The sequence below is a fragment of the Polaromonas sp. P4_H1 genome (genome assembly GCF_056400945.1).
Genome location: NZ_JBFUKG010000002.1, coordinates 286,688 through 304,718, shown reverse-complemented (window position 1 = coordinate 304,718; position 18,031 = coordinate 286,688). Strand labels below are relative to the sequence as shown.

Below are 18,031 nucleotides of genomic sequence, written 5' to 3'. Positions count from 1 at the left end.
TGAACTTTTTGAATCCTCAACCTTCGACAGCCTGATCCATGAAAAACCATAACCTGTTTGCTGCGCTGCGCGCCGCGTTTCCCGCCTCGCTGGATGAAGTGGCCCTTGAAACCGACAACGGCCTGACCTACTCGTGGCGTGACCTGGAGCGCGCCACGGCGATGATGGCCAACCTTCTCCAGTCGCTGGGCCTGCCGGACGGCGCCCGGGTGGCGGTGCAGGTTGAAAAATCCGTCGAAGCGCTGATGCTTTACCTGGCGACGCTGCGTGCCGGCTATGTGTTTTTGCCGCTCAACACGGCCTACCAGAGCGCAGAAATCGAGTACTTCATCGGCAATGCGGAGCCGGCTGTCGTGGTGTGCAGCAGCAAGAATTTCGGCTGGGTCAGCAAAATCGCTTTCAAGGCGGGCACGCAAAATGTCTTCACGCTGGACGACGACCGCACCGGTTCCCTGCTGGAGCGCGCCGCGCATTGCAGCGACCGGCACGACATCGCCGTGAAAAAGCCGGGCGACCTGGCGGCCATTCTCTACACCAGCGGCACCACCGGGCGCAGCAAGGGTGCCATGCTGTCGCATGGCAACATGCTCAGCAATGCGCTGGTCCTGAAGGACTACTGGGGCTGGAAGAAGGGCGATGTGCTGATTCATGCCTTGCCCATCTTTCACGTGCACGGCCTTTTTGTGGCCGTCCACGGCGCGCTGATCAACGGTAGCAAGATGATCTGGCTGTCCAAATTCGACCCCCGGCTGGTCGTGAAAAAACTTCCCGAGGCCACTGTGTTCATGGGGGTTCCCACGCTCTATGTACGCCTGCTCGCCGAGCCGGGACTCGATCGCGAGGCTTGCCGCAACATGCGCCTCTTCGTGGCGGGTTCGGCGCCGCTGCTCATTGAAACTTTCAACGCGTGGCAGCAGCGCACCGGGCATACCATTCTCGAGCGCTACGGCATGTCCGAAACGGCCATGCTCACCTCGAATCCGTACGAGGGCGGCGAGAGGCGCGGCGGCACCGTGGGGCTGGCGCTGCCGGGCGTGAGCCTGCGGGTGCAGGGCGAAGATGACAGGCCGGTGCCGGTTGGCGAAATCGGTGCCATTCAGGTCAAGGGGCCGAATGTTTTCCAGGGCTACTGGCGCATGCCCGAGAAAACGAAGGAAGAGTTCACGCCCGACGGCTACTTCAAAACCGGCGATGTGGGGAAAATTGACGAGCGCGGCTACATCACCATCGTCGGGCGCAGCAAGGACCTGATCATCAGTGGGGGCTACAACGTCTACCCGGCCGAGATTGAAGGCTACATCAACGACATGCCGGGCGTGGCCGAGAGTGCGCTGGTCGGCGTGCCGCACCCTGATTTCGGGGAGGTCGGTGTCGCCATCGTCGTTCCCAAGCCTGGCGTCTCGCTGGACGCCGGCCAGATCATCGCCGGCCTGAAATCCCGGCTGGCCAACTTCAAGATTCCCAAGCGCTGCTTCATCGCCAGCGAACTGCCCCGCAACACCATGGGGAAAGTCCAGAAGAACGTATTGCGCGACCAGCAAAAAGGCCTGTTTTCCTGAGACTGCCCGTTCAGGCTGCCGCATTGGGAGGGTCGCGCCGCAGCGGCAGGTCGGTGCAGCGGGCCGGTGAGCCCGACTGGCGGAGCCTGAGCCGGGCAATGAAGACCGGAAGGTGGAGTATTTGGGGGACGGCTATGGCATGCTGCAACTGGTACGGCTTTTGCATCACGCCGGAGGCATCCGGAGCGGGGCCGGCGCTGCCAGGAACGGCCCGGATGCGGTTTACCCGACAAACCGCTCTTATACAATCTGCGGCTGGCTGGCCTGTGCATCCTGTGGCGCCAGCGCCGCGTGTGTTTACCTTCTGTTGTTACCTTTCCTGACGGAGCCCGGACATGATAAGAAAGCATTTGTGGATTTTTGCCTTTTCCGCAGTGGCACTGAGTGCCTGCGGCAAAAAGGAGGAGGCCCCTGCAGTGGCAACGCCGGCCGCCCCGGCCAGCGCGGCTGTGGCGGTGAACACCGAGGAGAAGGTACTCAACGTCTACAACTGGCCGGACTACGTCGCCAAGGACATGGTGGCGAACTTCGAGAAGGAAACGGGCATCAAGGTCAACTACCAGACCTTTGAAAACAACGAAGCCCTGCACGCCAAGCTGGTGGCCGGCAATACCGGTTACGACATCGTCGTGCCTGGCGCCGTGTTTGCCAAGCCGCAAATTGATGGCGGGCTGCTGATGAAGCTGGACAAGTCCAAGATCGGCAACTATGGCAACCTCGACTCGTCCATCATGGAAAAGCTGAACACCATTGACCCGGGCAACGCCTACCTGGTGCCCTGGGCCTGGAGCTTCACCACCGTGGGCATCAACAAAGCCAAGGTTGCCAAGGCGCTGGGCTCAACGCCCATGCCTGAAAACGCCTGGGAATTGGTGTTCAACCCGGTCTATACGGCCAAGCTCAAGTCCTGCGGCATCGCCTTTCTGGATTCGCCGACCGAGGTGATTCCCCCGGCCATGCACTATTTGGGCAAGAACGCCTATTCGAACGATGCGGCCGACCACAAGGCCGCAGCCGCCATGCTGGCCAAGGTACGTCCGCACATCCGCATGTTCTCCAGCACCATGATTGATGACCTGGCCGGCGGCAAAGCCTGTGTGGCGCTGGCCTGGGCGGGGGACATCAACATCGCCCGCGGCCGCGCGCTTGAAAACAAGAGCGGCAACGAGGTCCAGGCGCTGCTGCCGAGCACCGGCGGCCTGATTTTCTTTGACACCCTGGCCATTCCCAAGGATGCCAAGCACCCCAACAACGCGTTGGCGTTCATCAACTATTCGCTGCGCCCCGAAGTGTCTGCTTCGCTGACCAATGAGCTGGGCTACGCCACGGCCAACAAGGCCAGCCTGGCGAACGTCAAGCCGGAAATCGCCCAGGACAAAGCGGTGTTCCCCGATGCCGCCAACCTGCAGAAAATGGTCTCTCCCGCAAGCTTCAGCAACGAAGCGCGCGAATCCATGAGCAACGTCTTCACCCTGTTCAAAAAGGGTAGTTGAGTTTTCGGGCCACGCCCCTTGGGCTGGCTGATCAGGCTGTGTATGCGACCCAGCATGCACAGCCTTTTTGATGTGGTTTTGCAACCTCGGAACTACGCCTCATGAATTTATCTGCGTCGCCTGGCGACGGTTATCTGAGAACCGACCAGCTGGTCAAGCGCTTTGACGGCGTGGCGGCCGTGGACGATGTCTCGCTGTCCATCCATAAAGGCGAAATTTTTGCCCTGCTCGGCAGTTCCGGCTGCGGAAAATCAACGCTGCTGCGCATGCTGGCCGGCCTTGAGAAGCCGACCTCCGGCTCGGTCATCCTCGATGGGGTGGACATCGCCTCGTTTCCGCCCTACGAGCGGCCCATCAACATGATGTTCCAGTCGTATGCACTGTTTCCGCACCTCAACATCTGGGACAACATTGCCTTTGGCCTGAAGCGCGAGGGAATGCCCAAGGCACAGATTGAAACGCGTGTGCAGGAGATGCTCAAGCTGGTGCAACTGGAGACTTTTGCCAAGCGCAAGCCGCACCAGCTCTCGGGCGGCCAGCAGCAGCGCGTGGCCCTGGCGCGCAGCCTGGCCAAGAAACCTCAATTGCTGCTGCTCGATGAGCCGCTGGGTGCGCTCGACAAGAAACTGCGGGAGCGCACGCAGTTTGAACTCGTCAACATCCTGGAATCGGTGGGCGTCACCTGTGTCATGGTGACCCATGACCAGGAAGAAGCCATGGCCATGGCTTCCCGCATTGCCGTCATGAGCCACGGCCGGGTGCTGCAGGTGGGCACGCCGAAGGAAATTTACGAGCACCCGAATTGCCGCTTTGTGGCCGACTTCATTGGCAACGTCAATTTGATGGAGGGTGAGCTCACGCTGGACGAGGCGGACCGTTGCGAGGTCACCACCGGGTACGGCGTGGTGCACGTGGGGCATGGCATCAGCGGCACCCAGGGCATGTCGGTTGCCGTTGCTGTGCGCCCCGAGAAGGTCCACATCTCCAAAACCCGGCCTGACGTCACCGTCAACCTGTTCAGCGGCAAGGTGCGCGAAATCGCCTATTTCGGCAGCTACAACACGTTCATTGTGGAAGTGAAGGGGGAGGGCGGCCAAAGCCGCACCGTCAAGATCACGGAAGCCAACACCACGCGGCATGAAGGCAGCGCGATCACCTGGGATGACCCGGTCTTTTTCTGGTGGGACGGCGATGCACCGGTGGTGCTGACCCAATAAAGCCGCTGCGATGAAAATCCCTTCCTGGCTCCAGTTCAATCCCGGGCGGCGCTTTGTCATCGGCGTGCCCTACATTTGGCTGCTGCTGTTTTTTGTCCTGCCTTTCCTGATCCTGCTGCGCATCAGCGTGACGGACATGGGCAATGGCGTGGATCCTTTTGCGCCGTTGGTGGAGGCCGTCTCGGGTTCCTGGCGCGTCATGCTGCGCTACACCAACTATGTTTCCATTTTTCATGATGCAGGGCAGGGGGCCGATGCCGGATGGGGCAACACCATCTACATGGAGGCCTACGAAACCTCCCTGAAATACGCCTTGTTCACCACACTGTCGTGCCTGGTGATCGGTTATCCGTTTGCCTATTTCATTGCCCGGTCGCGGCCGTCCATTCGCCCGGCCTTGCTGATGTTGGTCATGCTGCCCTTCTGGACCTCGTTCCTGCTGCGTGTCTATGCCTGGAAGGGCATCCTGGCGGACCAGGGCGTGCTCAACAACCTGCTGCTGGCGTTGGGCATCATCGATGAACCCGTGGTGATGCTCTACACCAATGTGTCCATGCTGGTCGGCATGACCTATGTGTATTGCCCGTTCATGATCCTGCCGCTGTATGCCAATCTGGTGAAGATGGATTTCCGCCTGCTGGAAGCGGCCCACGACCTGGGGGCCAGCGCGTGGAAGGCATTTTGGCTGGTGACCGTGCCGCTGAGCAAATCCGGCATCATCGCCGGCTCCATGCTCGTCTTCATTCCCAGTGTGGGTGAGTTCGTCATTCCTTCGCTGCTGGGCGGCGCCGAAAACATCATGATCGGCCGCGTGGTCTGGGACGAAATGTTCAGCAGCAACAACTGGCCGCGCGCGGCGGCCCTGGCGGTCGTGATGATTCTGCTCATCCTGGTGCCTCTGGCCTTTTACTACCGCGCAAACAGCGGTCGCGGTGACGGCAGGGAGCACTGACATGAAAAAGCTGTGGCGTTTTGCGGAAAAGCAGATCGGCTGGCTCTGGCTTGGCGTGGTCTATCTTTTCCTTTACATACCGCTGTTTTTCCTGATCGTCTTTTCCTTCAACAGCACCCGGCAGGATGGCGTGTTCACCGGCTTTTCACTGCGCTGGTATCAGGCCCTGCTGGCGGACTCCCGGCTGGTCGAGGGGTTTTTTCTGTCGCTCAAGGTGGCGTTGATCACCGGCACGCTGTCGGTGGTGCTGGGCAGCTTTGCCGCATTTGTGCTGGTGCGCTACCTGCGCTTCACGGGGCGCACGCTGTTTTACGGCATGGTGAATGCACCGCTGGTGATGCCCGAAGTCATCATTGGACTGTCTTTGCTGCTGCTGATGGTGGCTGTGCAGCGCACGGTGGGCTGGCCCGACCGCGGCTTCATCACCATCGTGACCGGCCACACGCTGCTCGGCATGGCTTATGCCACGGTCGTGATCCAGTCGCGCCTGAGCGAGATGGACCGCTCGCTGGAGGAGGCGGCCATGGACCTGGGATGTCGGCCCATGCAGGTTTTTTTCCTGGTGACCCTGCCCAATATTGCACCGGCCCTGGTCTCGGCCTGGCTGTTGACCTTCACCCTGTCATTTGACGATGTGGTGATCTCGGAGTTTTTGTCAGGCCCGGGCGTGACGACCTTGCCCCAGGTGATTTTCAGCTACGCGCGCCGTGGCGTGAACCCGTCCATCTATGCGGCAGCGACCATCCTGATTGCCGTGGTTTCGCTGGGCATCATCACGTACAGCATCTATGTGATGCGCTGGCAGAAACGGCTGGACCGTGAAATCAGTGCGGCGGCTCGACCGGAACAGAACTTCCCCGACCCCGCCCGGGCAGGGTAGCGAGCACCACGCCGGCCAGCGCGATGGCGAATGCGCCGATCTGGGGGCCGTTCAGTGTTTCCCCCAGCACCACGACGCCGACTGCAGCAGCGCTGACGGGCAACAGCACGGTAAACACCCCGGCCTGGTTGGCGGGGATGGTCTTCAGCCCGGTCATCCACAACCACACCGTCCACACGCTGGCCGCCAGCGAATAAAACAGCAGCAGCAACCAGCTTGACGTTTCCACGCGCGCAAAGTCAAAGCTCCAGGCCATCCATAGCCCCAGCGGCGTGATCAGGGCAAAGCCCCACAGATTGATGAGCGCGGTGATGCGCTTGGGGCTGAGCACACCGGTGAGTTTTTTCCCAATCACGGCATAGGCCGCCTCGCACAGCACGGCACCCACCAGCAGCAGGTTGCCCAGCCACGAGACTCTGGAGGAAAGATCACCCGCTGGCCCCATATGCCCGGACGCGGGCAGCTCATTTCTCGATAGCGAAACCAGGCCGATGCCGATCACCGCGCAGGCAATGGCGCTCCACACCCGCAGGCCAATGCGCTCACGCAGGAACAGCCAGCTCATCAAGGCGACGGCAGCGGGGATGGAAGCCATGATGACGCCTGCCGCGACCGCGCTGGTCATGCTGACGCCAAACAGCATGCAGATCGAAAACAGGAAATTACCCAGAAAAGACTCCAGAAAGAGCAGGCGCCGGGTCTGGCTGCTCATGGGTGTTTCTTCCGCTGGTTTTTTGAGCCAGTGCAGCATGGCGGTACCGCCGATGCCAAAGCGCAGCCAGGCCAGCAGGAAGACCGGCAAGGCGGCGACCAGGGGTTTGGAAAGCGCTACATAGCTGCCCACGAGAGACATGCTGAGCGCGAGGCAGGTGTAGGCCACAAGGCGATTCATTAAACTGGGGGTTCCTGTTGCATGTTGCACCGGCCTTGCGGCGAGTCGGGTTAAGTCGCGGACCTGGCGGCCATGCGCAGGTTGAAATGATGCCTTACTTTGAGCCGCCCTGATCCGTCAACCATGTCGCCACAGCCTGTACATCATGTCCGTCACGTCTTCGTTTACGGCACCCTGCGCCGGGGTGAAGAGCGCGATATCAACCGTCTGATGCCTGCGCCGCGATGGGTCGGGCAGGCGAGCGTGGCCGGCACACTGCACCATCTGGGCGCCTACCCTGGCCTGGTGTTGGGCGGGGAGGGCGTGGTGTGGGGGGAGGTGTATGAAATCAGTCCTGAGCTGGAGCGGCAACTCGATGAAATCGAGGAAGTGTGGCCCCAGCAGAGTGGTGAGTACATCCGGCGCGAAGTTCTGGTGGTGCTTGACCACCCGCCGACCCATCAACCTGCCCATGAACCAACCCATGAACCAGCCTCGTCGCAGCAGGAAGTAGCCGGAACAGTGATCTGCCTTCTTTATGAAATTGCGCCCGGGCATGCCAGGGGCAAACCGGTGATTGTGGGTGGCGACTGGACGCGGTATCGGGCTGGGCACAGCCGCTGAATCACGGCGGTGGACCGGTGCGCCCGGCAGGCAGCCAGGCCGGCGAATCATCTCCGGTGCATACCTCTTGCCTTTGCATCGCCGATGGCGCGCTGAATTTCATAATCCGGTAAATGCATTTTTCAATGTGAAATACTGAATTGGTGCAGTGCAAAAAAATTTCTCAATACAAGAAATTAAATTTCATAATACGGAAAAATAACTGAAGGCCATTGATTTTATTGAAGTTAATTTTTGTCTTATATAAGACATAAGAGCTTCCAAAGGTCTTGTAGAAGACTTAAAGTAGATCCACGTCATCAGTCACTTTTCTTCAACCTACGGAGCCCACCATGCCACAGACCTTCACTGAACAACTGAGCCGCGACCAGCAGATATCTGCCCTGGAAAAAGACTGGGCCACCAACCCGCGCTGGAAAGGTATCAAGCGCGGCTACAGCGCCGCCGACGTGGTGCGCCTGCGTGGGTCCTTTCCGATTGAGCACACGCTGGCCCGGCGCGGCGCTGAAAAGCTGTGGAACCTCCTGCACACCGAGCCTTACGTGAACTGCCTCGGCGCGCTCACCGGTGGCCAGGCCATGCAGCAGGTCAAGGCCGGCGTGAAGGCCATCTACCTGTCGGGCTGGCAGGTGGCCGCTGACAACAACACCTACTCGTCGATGTACCCGGACCAGTCGCTGTACCCGGTGGACTCGGTGCCCAAGGTGGTGGAGACCATCAACAACACCTTCCGCCGTGCCGACGAGATCCAGCACTCCAAGGGCATTGACGCCGGCGAGAAAGACTACATTGACTACTTCGCCCCCATCGTGGCGGACGCTGAAGCCGGCTTTGGCGGCGTGCTCAATGCCTTCGAACTGATGAAGGCCATGATCAAGGCGGGTGCCGGCGGCGTGCATTGGGAAGACCAGCTTGCCTCGGTCAAGAAGTGCGGCCACATGGGCGGCAAGGTGTTGCTGCCGACCCGCGAGTCCTGCCAGAAACTGATCGCCGCGCGCATGGCGGCCGACGTGTGCGGCGTGCCTACCCTGGTGATTGCACGCACCGATGCCGAGGCGGCCGACTTGCTGACCTCCGACTATGACGAGATCGACAAGCCTTTCCTGACGGGTGAGCGCACCGCAGAAGGTTTCTACAAGACCCGCAAGGGCCTGGAGCAGGCTGTGGCCCGTGCCAATGCCTATGCGCATTACGCCGATCTGGTGTGGTGTGAAACCGGCACGCCAGACCTCGACTTCGCCAGGAAGTTTGCCGATGCCGTGCACAAGGTCCACCCTGGCAAGATGCTGGCCTACAACTGCTCGCCTTCGTTCAACTGGAAGAAAAACCTGGACGATGCCACCATCGCCAAGTTCCAGCGCGAACTCGGCGCGATGGGCTACAAGTACCAGTTCATCACGCTGGCTGGCATTCACTCCATGTGGTACAACATGTACGACCTGTCGCAAGACTACGTCAAGCGCGGCATGACGGCCTACATCGAGAAGGTGCAGGAACCCGAGTTCGCAGCGCGCGACCGCGGCTACACCTTTGTGTCGCACCAGCAGGAAGTGGGCACCGGTTATTTCGATGAAGTGACCACGGCGATCCAGGGCGGCAAGTCCAGCGTGACCGCATTGACCGGCTCTACCGAAGAAGAGCAGTTCCACTAAATCACGCCTTCAAAAGCGCACAGCTCCTGCCGGAGTTGGCGCGCAGCTTTCAGCCCGGACAGTGCTTACCCGCCTGTCCGGGCTTTTTTGTGGCGCGGCTTGCCTGGGACGGCACTTAAGACCCGCAACCGGCCTGCTCGACCTGCCGTAAAATAGGGCCATGCAATTAACCAATCAAGAAACAGAAAGGACAGTTCGGGTTATGACACCGCGAACTAGTACAGCGTCCTGTTTCTGGAGTCATCCAGGGCGCTAGCCCGCATCCCTGGCTGACTGATAGTGATAGCTAAAAATTAAATTAGCATCAATCCACACACTCCCAGATCAAAGCGCGGCAAGTTCCGCGCTTTTTGTTTGACCGCTTAACTTTAAAAGCCCATCCGATGATTCAAATCACGCTCCCCGATGCCTCCAGGCGCGAATACCCGCAAGCCGTCACGGTAGCCGAAGTCGCGGCATCCATCGGTACCGGCCTGGCCAAGGCCGCCCTGGGCGGCAAGGTCGATGGCAAGGTGGTCGACACAAGCTACCTGATTGAAAAAGACAGTTCGGTGTCCATCATCACCGCCAAGGATGCCGATGGGCTGGAGCTGATCCGCCATTCCACGGCGCACTTGCTGGCCTATGCGGTCAAGGAGCTGTTTCCCGAGGCGCAGGTCACGATCGGGCCGGTGATTGAAAACGGGTTTTACTACGACTTTGCCTACAAGCGTCCTTTCACGCCGGAAGACCTGGCGACCATTGAAAAGCGCATGACCGAGCTGGCGGCCAAAGACGAGCAGGTGACGCGCCGTGTGCTGCCGCGCGACGAAGCCGTGGCGCACTTCAAGAGCATTGGCGAGCATTACAAGGCCGAGATCATTGCCAGCATCCCCGCCAATGAAGATGTGTCGCTGTACCGGGAAGGCGCGTTTGAAGACCTGTGCCGCGGCCCCCACGTGCCCAGCACCGGCAAGCTGAAATTTTTCAAGCTCATGAAGGTGGCTGGCGCCTACTGGCGCGGCGACCATCGCAACGAGATGCTGCAGCGTGTCTACGGAACGGCCTGGGCCACGAAGGACGAACTGCAGCAGTACCTGACCATGCTGGAGGAAGCCGAAAAGCGCGACCACCGCAAGCTGGGCAAGGAGCTGGACCTGTTCCACATTGACGACCATGCGCCTGGCCTCGTGTTCTGGCATCCCAAGGGCTGGACGGTCTGGCAGGGCGTGGAGCAGTACATGCGCAAGGTCTACCAGAACAATGGCTACCAGGAGGTCAAGGGCCCGCAGGTCATCGACAAGACCTTGTGGGAGAAGACCGGCCACTGGGACAAGTACCGCGACAACATGTTCACGACGGAGAGCGAGAAACGCGAGTACGCGCTCAAGCCGATGAACTGCCCCGGCCACATCCTGATTTTCAAGCAGGGCATCAAGAGCTACCGCGACCTGCCGCTGCGCTACGGTGAATTCGGCCAATGCCACCGCAATGAACCCTCGGGCGGGCTGCACGGCATCATGCGGGTGCGCGGCTTCACGCAGGATGACGGCCATATTTTCTGCACGGAAGAGCAGATTCTCAAGGAGTGCGTGGACTACACGACCTTGCTGCAAAAGGTCTACACCGACTTCGGCTTTAAAAACATCATCTACAAGGTCGCTACCCGGCCCGACGCCCGTATTGGCTCCGACGAAAGCTGGGACAAGGCCGAGCAGGCCTTGATCGAAAGCCTGCGCGCTTCAGGCTGTGAATTTGAAATTTCCCCGGGCGAGGGTGCGTTTTACGGTCCCAAGATTGAGTACACGCTGAAAGACGCGATTGGCCGCCAGTGGCAGTGCGGCACCATGCAGGTCGATTTCTCCATGCCGGAGCGCCTGGATGCCGAATATGTGGGCGAAGATGGTGCCCGCCATCGCCCGGTGATGCTGCACCGCGCGATTGTGGGCAGTCTGGAGCGATTTATCGGGATTTTGATCGAAGAACACGCCGGCGCGCTGCCAACCTGGTTGGCGCCCATTCAGGTTTCAGTGCTCAATATCACCGATTCCCAGGCTGAATATGCCCGAGAAGTTGCCAAAATGCTGCAAAATCAAGGGCTTAGGGTCAACCTGGATCTGCGCAATGAGAAAATTACGTATAAAATACGGGAGCACTCATTGCAAAAGCTGCCTTATATCCTTGTCGTGGGTGACAAAGAGAAGGCCGCCGGAGCCGTTGCTGTGCGCGCCCGGGGTAACAAAGACCTTGGAGTGATGCCTCTCGATGCGTTTGCCCAGCAAATTGCCTCTGACATCGCACAAAAAGCCTGAGCCGCTGGAAAATTCACCAGAATTTACCGGCACTAAAGCTTCTCGTCATTGCAGGACGGGCGCAAGCCGCTATAGCTTTTATAGCAAGAGTTAAAGGATAGAACCATCGCTACTGAATTTCGTGACCGCCGTCACCGTGAAGAACGCAAGCACCGCTTGAACCGTGAAATCATGGCCCCTGAAGTGCGTCTGACCGGGCCAGACAACGAGCCTTTGGGCATTGTCAGCATCATGGAGGCCTTGCGCCTGGCAGGTGAGGCCGACGTGGACCTTGTTGAAATCTCCCCCACGGCGGTTCCGCCGGTGTGCAGGTTGATGGATTACGGCAAGTTCAAGTACGCCGAGCAGAAGAAGGCGGCCGAAGCGAAGTCCAAGCAAAAAGTGATCGAGATCAAGGAAATCAAATTCCGGCCCGGCACTGACGATGGCGACTACAACATCAAATTGCGCAACATCAAGCGCTTTTTGGAAGAGGGCGACAAGTGCAAGATTACCCTGCGCTTTCGTGGTCGGGAAATCACGCACCAGGAACTGGGCTTGGCCCTGTTGGCGCGTATCCGCGATGAGCTGGCGGATTTGATTGTGGTGGAGCAGTTCCCCAAGCTTGAAGGCAGGCAGATGGTCATGATGATCGCGCCGGGCCGCAAGAAGCCAGGTGCGGGAAAACCGGCAGCCGAAACGGCTCCGGCACCGTCCGCAGCCTGAGGTGGCGGACAGAAGATAAGGATAAGGGGCGCTTTGTGGCGTTCCGGTGAAAGCAGGCGCAAGCCGGCTTTCCGAAAGTGAAGGGGTCAAACCTTTTGCGGCCAGTGAAAAGTCGAAAGATTTTTCACTTAACAAGTGTCTCGGGGCCATCAAGTCTGCGGAAGGTTCGCAGCGCCTCACGAGCACAAATGAAAAGGAGCATTTACATGCCCAAAATGAAGACCAAGAGCGGCGCTAAAAAGCGTTTCCGCGTTCGTCCTGGTGGCACCGTCAAGCGCGGCCAAGCCTTCAAACGTCACATCCTGACCAAGAAGACCACCAAAAACAAACGCCATCTGCGTGGTGCGGTGACTGTTCATGAGACCAATATGGGTCACATGGCACAGATGCTGCCAGGCCAGGGCATTTAATTAACGACGAACAAGGAGTACACACATGCCTCGCGTCAAACGTGGTGTAACGGCTCGCGCCCGCCACAAAAAAGTTTTAGCCCTTGCAAAAGGTTTCCGCGGCCGCCGCGGTAATGTCTTCCGCATCGCCAAAGAAGCGGTGATGAAGGCCGGGCAATATGCCTACCGTGACCGCCGTACCAAAAAGCGCGTGTTCCGCCAGTTGTGGATCGCCCGTATCAATGCTGCCAGCCGTTCATTCGGCATGACGTACAGCCAATTCGCCAATGGCCTGAAAAAAGCCGGCATCGAGATTGACCGTAAGGTTCTGTCCGATATGGCCATTCACGACAGCGCCGCTTTCGGCGCCATCGTCGAGCAGGTGAAAGCCAAGCTGGCTGCCTGATTTTCAGGGCAGTATGCTATTGAATAAATAGCTGCTTGCGCACGAAAATAAAGGGCTGGAGCTTGAAAAGGCTCTGGCCCTTTTTCATGGCCTTTTCTACAGCGCTCACTTGCTGACCTGCTGACCTGTTTGCTCACCGGGTTGCCTGAATGGTGAGAGTGTTGTTGAAAACGCCTGAGCTGTTTCCTTATGTCGAACAAGAGAATGTATGAATCAACCTGATGCCCTCAACGACCTGGTCAGCAGCGCCAAAGCCAGTTTTGCGCAGGCCACCACGCCTGCCGACCTGGAAAACGCCAAGGCGCAGTTTCTGGGTAAATCGGGCCGTGTCACCGAGTTGATGAAAGGCATGGCCGCCCTCAGCGTGGACGAAAAAAAATCCCGCGGTGCGGCCATCAACCTGGCCAAGCAGGCGATTGAGGCGGCGCTCAACGATAGACGGCAGGCTCTGGCCGATGCCGAACTCGAAAAGCAGCTCAAGGCTGAGGCCCTGGATGTGAGCCTGCCGGGTCGCCAGCGCGCACAGGGCGGGCTGCATCCGGTGTCACTCACGCTTGAGCGCATCGAGGCCATTTTCGGCTCCATGGGGTTTGACGTGGCGCAGGGCCCGGAGATAGAGACCGACTGGTTCAATTTCACCGCGCTCAACACGCCGGAAGACCATCCGGCGCGCTCCATGCACGACACGTTTTATGTCGAAGGCGGCACCGAAACTGCGCCCAATTTGCTGCGCACCCACACCAGCCCCATGCAGATCCGCTATGCGGTCCAGCATGTCAAAAAGCACCGTGCGCTCATCGACGCGGGCGGCCGGATGCCCGAGATTCGCGTCATTGCACCGGGGCGCACCTACCGCGTGGACAGCGATGCTACCCACTCGCCGATGTTCCACCAGTGTGAAGGCCTGTGGATAGGCGAAAACGTGAGCTTCAAGGATCTGAAGTTCGTCTTCACCGATTTTTGCCGCACCTTCTTTGAAAGCGACGACCTCGTGCTGCGCTTTCGCCCCAGCTTTTTCCCGTTCACCGAACCCAGCGCCGAAATCGACATCCAGTTCCAGACCGGCCCGCTGGCCGGCCGCTGGCTGGAAGTGGCCGGATCCGGCCAGGTGCATCCGAACGTGGTGCGAAACATGGGGCTGGACCCCGAAAAATACATCGGCTTTGCCTTCGGCATGGGCCCGGACCGCCTGACCATGCTGCGCTACGGTGTGAATGACCTGCGCCTGTTCTTTGACGGCGATATCCGCTTCCTGTCCCAGTTCCAGTCCTGAAATACAAGAACAAGAAAAAATCAAGGTAAGACCATGCAATTTCCAGAATCCTGGTTGCGCGAATTTTGCAATCCGCCGCTCAATACGCAGCAACTCGCTGAAACCCTGACCATGGCCGGGCTTGAAGTTGAAGAGCTCAAGCCGGTGGCGCCGCCTTTCACCAAAATCGTCGTGGGTGAAATCAGGGAAGCCGCCCAGCATCCCAACGCGGACCGCCTGCGCGTCTGTCAGGTCGATGTGGGGCAGGGCAACCTGCTGAACATCGTCTGCGGTGCGCCCAATGCTCGTGCAGGCATCAAGGTGCCCTGCGCGCTGGTCGGTGCAGAATTGCCGCCCGGCGAAGACGGCAAGCCCTTCCTGATCCAGGTGGGCAAGCTGCGTGGCGTAGAGAGCCAGGGCATGTTGTGCTCCGCGCGCGAGCTCAAGCTCTCGGAAGACCATGGTGGCTTACTCGAGCTGTCCGCGGACGCGCCGCTGGGCCAGGACATCCGCGAGCACCTGCGGCTCGACGACACCCTGTTCACCCTCAAGCTCACACCCAATCTGGCCCATTGCCTGAGTGTCTATGGGGTGGCGCGTGAGGTCGCGGCATTGACGGGGGCACCCCTCAAGGCGCCCTCATTTCCTCCCGTGCCGGTAGCCGACGCGACTCAAGTACCCGTCAAAATCAGTGCGCCGGATTTGTGCGGCCGTTTCTCGGGCCGCGTCGTGCGCAACGTCAACACCCAGGCGGCCACCCCGTCCTGGATGGTGGACCGTCTGGCGCGCTGCGGCCAGCGCAGCGTGACGGCGCTGGTGGACATTTCCAACTATGTGATGTTCGAGTTGGGCCGGCCGTCGCATATTTTTGACCTCGACAAGATCCATGGCGGGCTCGACGTCCGCTGGGGCAAAGCCGGCGAAACGCTGAAGCTGCTCAACGGCAACACGGTCACGGTCGATGAAAAAGTAGGCGTGATTGCCGATGACGCGCAGGTCGAATCCCTGGCCGGCATCATGGGCGGCGACGCGACCGCTGTGTCGGACGACACCCGGCATGTTTATGTCGAGGCCGCATTCTGGTGGCCCAAGGCCATCGCCGGCCGTTCACGCCGCTACAACTTTTCCACCGATGCCGGCCATCGCTTTGAGCGCGGGGTGGACCCGGGCCAGACCGTGGAACACATCGAGCGCATCACCCAGCTGATCATCGACATTTGCGGCACGCCCGATACGGTGTGCGGACCCATGAACGATGCGCAGGTCAACATGCCCCAGGCCGCGCCCGTCACCATGCGCGTGGCGCGCGCGGCCAAGGTGATCGGCATGCCGCTGACGCAGGCGCAATGCCTCGATGCCCTTCAGCGCCTCGGCCTGCCGGTGGCGCAAGGCGAGGGTACGCTGACGGTGACGCCGCCCAGCTATCGCTTTGACATGCAGATCGAAGAAGACCTGATTGAAGAGGTGGTGCGCATGGTGGGCTACAACGCGCTGCCCGAGACGCCGCCGCTGGCGCCCATCACGGCGAGGATCCGGCCGGAAGCCGAACGCAGCCCGTTTGCCGTGCGTCGCGCGCTGGCTTCGCTGGGCTACCAGGAAACGATCAATTTCAGTTTTGTGGAAGAGCGTTGGGAGCATGAACTGGCGGGCAACCCCAACCCCATCAAGTTGCTCAATCCCATTGCCAGCCAGATGAGCGTGATGCGCTCCTCGCTGCTGGGATCCCTGTTGCAGGTACTCAAGTTCAACCTGGACCGCAAGGCACCCCGGGTGAATGTGTTCGAGGTGGGCCGGGTGTTTTTGCGCGATGCACAAAGCCTGAACACCGATACGACGGTGGCCGGCTTCCATCAGCCCATGCGAGTGGCCGGCCTGGCTTATGGCCCGCGCGCCGCGCTGCATTGGGGTCAACCTGACAAGGCGGCGGACTTCTTCGACATCAAGGGCGATGTCGAGGCTTTGCTGGCGCCATTGCAGGCCGTTTTTGCGCCTGCAGTGCACCCCGCCATGCACCCTGGCCGTTGTGCCAGCGTGTCGGTGGCGGGCCGGCAAATCGGCTTCGTCGGCGAACTCCATCCGCAATGGCGGCAAGGGTACGAGTTGGCCCAGGCACCGCTGCTGTTTGAGCTGGAGCTCGACGCCGTGCTGCAGCGCCAGGTGCCATCGTTCAAACCGGTCAGCAAGCTGCAGCCGGTAGAGCGCGACATCGCTGTCATTGTGCAGGAGAGTGTGACGCATAGTGCCCTCATGGCCGCTGTCCATGGCGCTGACACGCGAGGCTTGCTCAAGGGCGCGACCCTGTTTGACGTCTATCGGCCGCAGCAGGCCAGTGCCGGCATGCATCTGGGCGAGAAGAGCCTCGCTGTGCGCTTGGTGCTTTCCAGCGATGCCGCTACACTGACCGACGACGATATTGAAGCAGCCGTCCAGGCAGTGCTTGCCAATCTGCAGCAACAACTGCAGGCCCGTCTTCGTGCTTGAAGCGTGCATGCAGCCGCCACAAAAACAATAGCCGACTGGAGGATCGCCTCATGGAATTTTCTGTTGAAAGCCTGGAAACCCCGGCGCTGACCAAAGCGCATCTGGCTGAGTTGCTGTTTGAGCAGATCGGGCTCAACAAGCGCGAATCGAAAGACATGATTGACGCGTTTTTTGACCTGATTTCCGACAGCCTGGTCGACGGCAATGATGTGAAGATTTCCGGGTTCGGCAATTTCCAGATCCGCACCAAGGCGCCGCGTCCCGGCCGCAACCCGCGGACAGGCGAGGCGATTCCCATCCAGGCCCGCCGGGTAGTGACTTTTCACGCCAGCCACAAGCTTAAAGACCAAATCCAGGGCGACAGCGCTGCCGATTCTGCCGAGTAGTCAGGGCAACGGCCCCGTCAGTGTCCCGCCAACTCCGGTATTCCGGGAGAGAATGCCGACAGAGGCGGGCTGTAACTGAATGTCATGTTTGTGACATAACAACACATTTCAAAAAACCGCCATAACCCTTTGCGCTTACTTTCCACTTAGAGTAGATTTGAAAGTTTCCTCCTTAGCGCATTGATTTAATTGGAGAAAACCCTTCCCCCCATCCCCGCAAAGCGTTACTTCACCATTGGCGAGGTTAGCGACTTGTGCGGCGTCAAGCCTCATGTTCTCCGTTATTGGGAGCAGGAGTTTACGCAGCTGCGTCCGATGAAAAGACGCGGTAACCGCCGTTATTACCAGCACCATGAAGTGCTGATGATCCGCAGAATCCGCGATCTGCTGTATGACCAGGGCTTCACGATCAGCGGTGCCCGCAACAAATTGCAGGAAATCGTACAAGCCGAACGTGACAAGCGACGCAATGGCGAAGTCATGCTGGAGGGCCTGGAAGTTCTCGAAGTGAGCGACTCCGTGCTGGAGGATTTTGGCGACTCTATTGACTTTCAGGACAGCGAAGCCGAGAACGCCGATCTGTCCACCGCCAGCGCTGCGCTGCAAAGACTGCAACTGGTGCGACGCGAACTCTTCGAAATACGCGATCTACTTAGCTCGAACAGTTAGAACCCGTCTGGGCCGCGTTATAATTTAAGGCTTGTCGGTGTGTGGCGCAGCCTGGTAGCGCACTTGCATGGGGTGCAAGGGGTCGAAGGTTCGAATCCTTTCACACCGACCATTAGTTCTGACAGAGGCCTTCGGGGAGAAATTCCTGGAGGCCTTTTTCATTGGGAATTTTCATCGGGATTGCAGGCTCACACAGCCGCGAGC

Annotated in this window: 16 protein-coding genes and 1 tRNA gene; 16 read left to right on the top strand and 1 reads right to left on the bottom strand. The window is 59.6% G+C overall.

The features are described from left to right. Positions 1–38: 38 nt before the first annotated feature. The 5 genes from AC1DS5_RS04305 to AC1DS5_RS04285 all read left to right on the top strand — a co-directional run bounded on the left by AC1DS5_RS04305 (position 39) and on the right by AC1DS5_RS04285 (position 6,101). A complete protein-coding gene (locus tag AC1DS5_RS04305) occupies positions 39–1,559 on the top strand; it encodes a malonate--CoA ligase (RefSeq protein WP_477717013.1) in 1,521 nt (506 codons plus the stop codon). A gap of 335 nt (positions 1,560–1,894) precedes the next feature. Next, positions 1,895–3,052 carry an extracellular solute-binding protein gene (locus AC1DS5_RS04300; protein WP_477717012.1) on the top strand — a complete coding sequence of 386 codons (1,158 nt, stop codon included), beginning with the start codon at positions 1,895–1,897 and terminating at the stop codon, positions 3,050–3,052. A 101-nt stretch (positions 3,053–3,153) separates the two neighbouring features. Further along, on the top strand, positions 3,154–4,269 hold the full coding sequence (locus AC1DS5_RS04295; protein ID WP_477717011.1) for an ABC transporter ATP-binding protein: 1,116 nt from the start codon (positions 3,154–3,156) through the stop codon (positions 4,267–4,269). Between the two features lie 10 nt (positions 4,270–4,279). After that, the gene (locus AC1DS5_RS04290) at positions 4,280–5,221 is read left to right on the top strand and encodes an ABC transporter permease (protein ID WP_477717010.1); all 942 of its coding nucleotides are present in this window, start codon (positions 4,280–4,282) and stop codon (positions 5,219–5,221) included. Between the two features lies 1 nt (position 5,222). Beyond that, the gene (locus tag AC1DS5_RS04285; RefSeq protein ID WP_477717009.1) at positions 5,223–6,101 is read left to right on the top strand and encodes an ABC transporter permease; all 879 of its coding nucleotides are present in this window, start codon (positions 5,223–5,225) and stop codon (positions 6,099–6,101) included. On the opposite strand, the gene AC1DS5_RS04280 is transcribed toward AC1DS5_RS04285, so the two are convergent. Continuing rightward, the gene (locus tag AC1DS5_RS04280; protein WP_477717008.1) at positions 6,046–6,993 is read right to left on the bottom strand and encodes a DMT family transporter; all 948 of its coding nucleotides are present in this window, start codon (positions 6,991–6,993) and stop codon (positions 6,046–6,048) included. The two genes, AC1DS5_RS04285 and AC1DS5_RS04280, sit on opposite strands and share 56 nt — an antisense overlap. Positions 6,994–7,116: 123 nt before the next feature. On the opposite strand from AC1DS5_RS04280, the gene AC1DS5_RS04275 reads away from it, so the two are divergent. The 11 genes from AC1DS5_RS04275 to AC1DS5_RS04225 all read left to right on the top strand — a co-directional run bounded on the left by AC1DS5_RS04275 (position 7,117) and on the right by AC1DS5_RS04225 (position 17,939). Continuing rightward, a complete protein-coding gene (locus AC1DS5_RS04275) occupies positions 7,117–7,596 on the top strand; it encodes a gamma-glutamylcyclotransferase family protein (protein WP_477717007.1) in 480 nt (159 codons plus the stop codon). 332 nt (positions 7,597–7,928) lie between these two features. Further along, positions 7,929–9,248 carry an isocitrate lyase gene (gene aceA, locus AC1DS5_RS04270; RefSeq protein ID WP_477717006.1) on the top strand — a complete coding sequence of 440 codons (1,320 nt, stop codon included), beginning with the start codon at positions 7,929–7,931 and terminating at the stop codon, positions 9,246–9,248. A 383-nt stretch (positions 9,249–9,631) separates the two neighbouring features. Next, entirely contained in the window at positions 9,632–11,539 is a 1,908-nt protein-coding gene (gene thrS, locus AC1DS5_RS04265; protein WP_477717005.1) for a threonine--tRNA ligase, read from the top strand. Positions 11,540–11,644: 105 nt separating this feature from the next. Further along, positions 11,645–12,244, top strand: coding sequence for a translation initiation factor IF-3 (gene infC, locus AC1DS5_RS04260; protein WP_477717225.1), 600 nt, complete (start codon positions 11,645–11,647; stop codon positions 12,242–12,244). A gap of 206 nt (positions 12,245–12,450) precedes the next feature. Then, complete coding sequence (gene rpmI / locus AC1DS5_RS04255) at positions 12,451–12,654, top strand: 50S ribosomal protein L35 (RefSeq protein ID WP_007870723.1); 204 nt, start codon at positions 12,451–12,453, stop codon at positions 12,652–12,654. Positions 12,655–12,679: 25 nt separating this feature from the next. Then, on the top strand, positions 12,680–13,039 hold the full coding sequence (rplT, locus tag AC1DS5_RS04250) for a 50S ribosomal protein L20 (protein WP_011483030.1): 360 nt from the start codon (positions 12,680–12,682) through the stop codon (positions 13,037–13,039). Between the two features lie 208 nt (positions 13,040–13,247). Then, the gene (gene pheS / locus AC1DS5_RS04245; RefSeq protein WP_477717004.1) at positions 13,248–14,312 is read left to right on the top strand and encodes a phenylalanine--tRNA ligase subunit alpha; all 1,065 of its coding nucleotides are present in this window, start codon (positions 13,248–13,250) and stop codon (positions 14,310–14,312) included. A gap of 33 nt (positions 14,313–14,345) precedes the next feature. After that, positions 14,346–16,772 carry a phenylalanine--tRNA ligase subunit beta gene (gene pheT, locus AC1DS5_RS04240; RefSeq protein ID WP_477717003.1) on the top strand — a complete coding sequence of 809 codons (2,427 nt, stop codon included), beginning with the start codon at positions 14,346–14,348 and terminating at the stop codon, positions 16,770–16,772. A 50-nt stretch (positions 16,773–16,822) separates the two neighbouring features. Beyond that, the gene (locus AC1DS5_RS04235; protein ID WP_477717002.1) at positions 16,823–17,158 is read left to right on the top strand and encodes an integration host factor subunit alpha; all 336 of its coding nucleotides are present in this window, start codon (positions 16,823–16,825) and stop codon (positions 17,156–17,158) included. Between the two features lie 189 nt (positions 17,159–17,347). Then, a complete protein-coding gene (locus tag AC1DS5_RS04230; protein WP_477717001.1) occupies positions 17,348–17,827 on the top strand; it encodes a MerR family transcriptional regulator in 480 nt (159 codons plus the stop codon). 35 nt (positions 17,828–17,862) lie between these two features. After that, positions 17,863–17,939, top strand: a tRNA-Pro gene (locus tag AC1DS5_RS04225). The last annotated feature ends 92 nt before the right edge of the window (positions 17,940–18,031 follow it).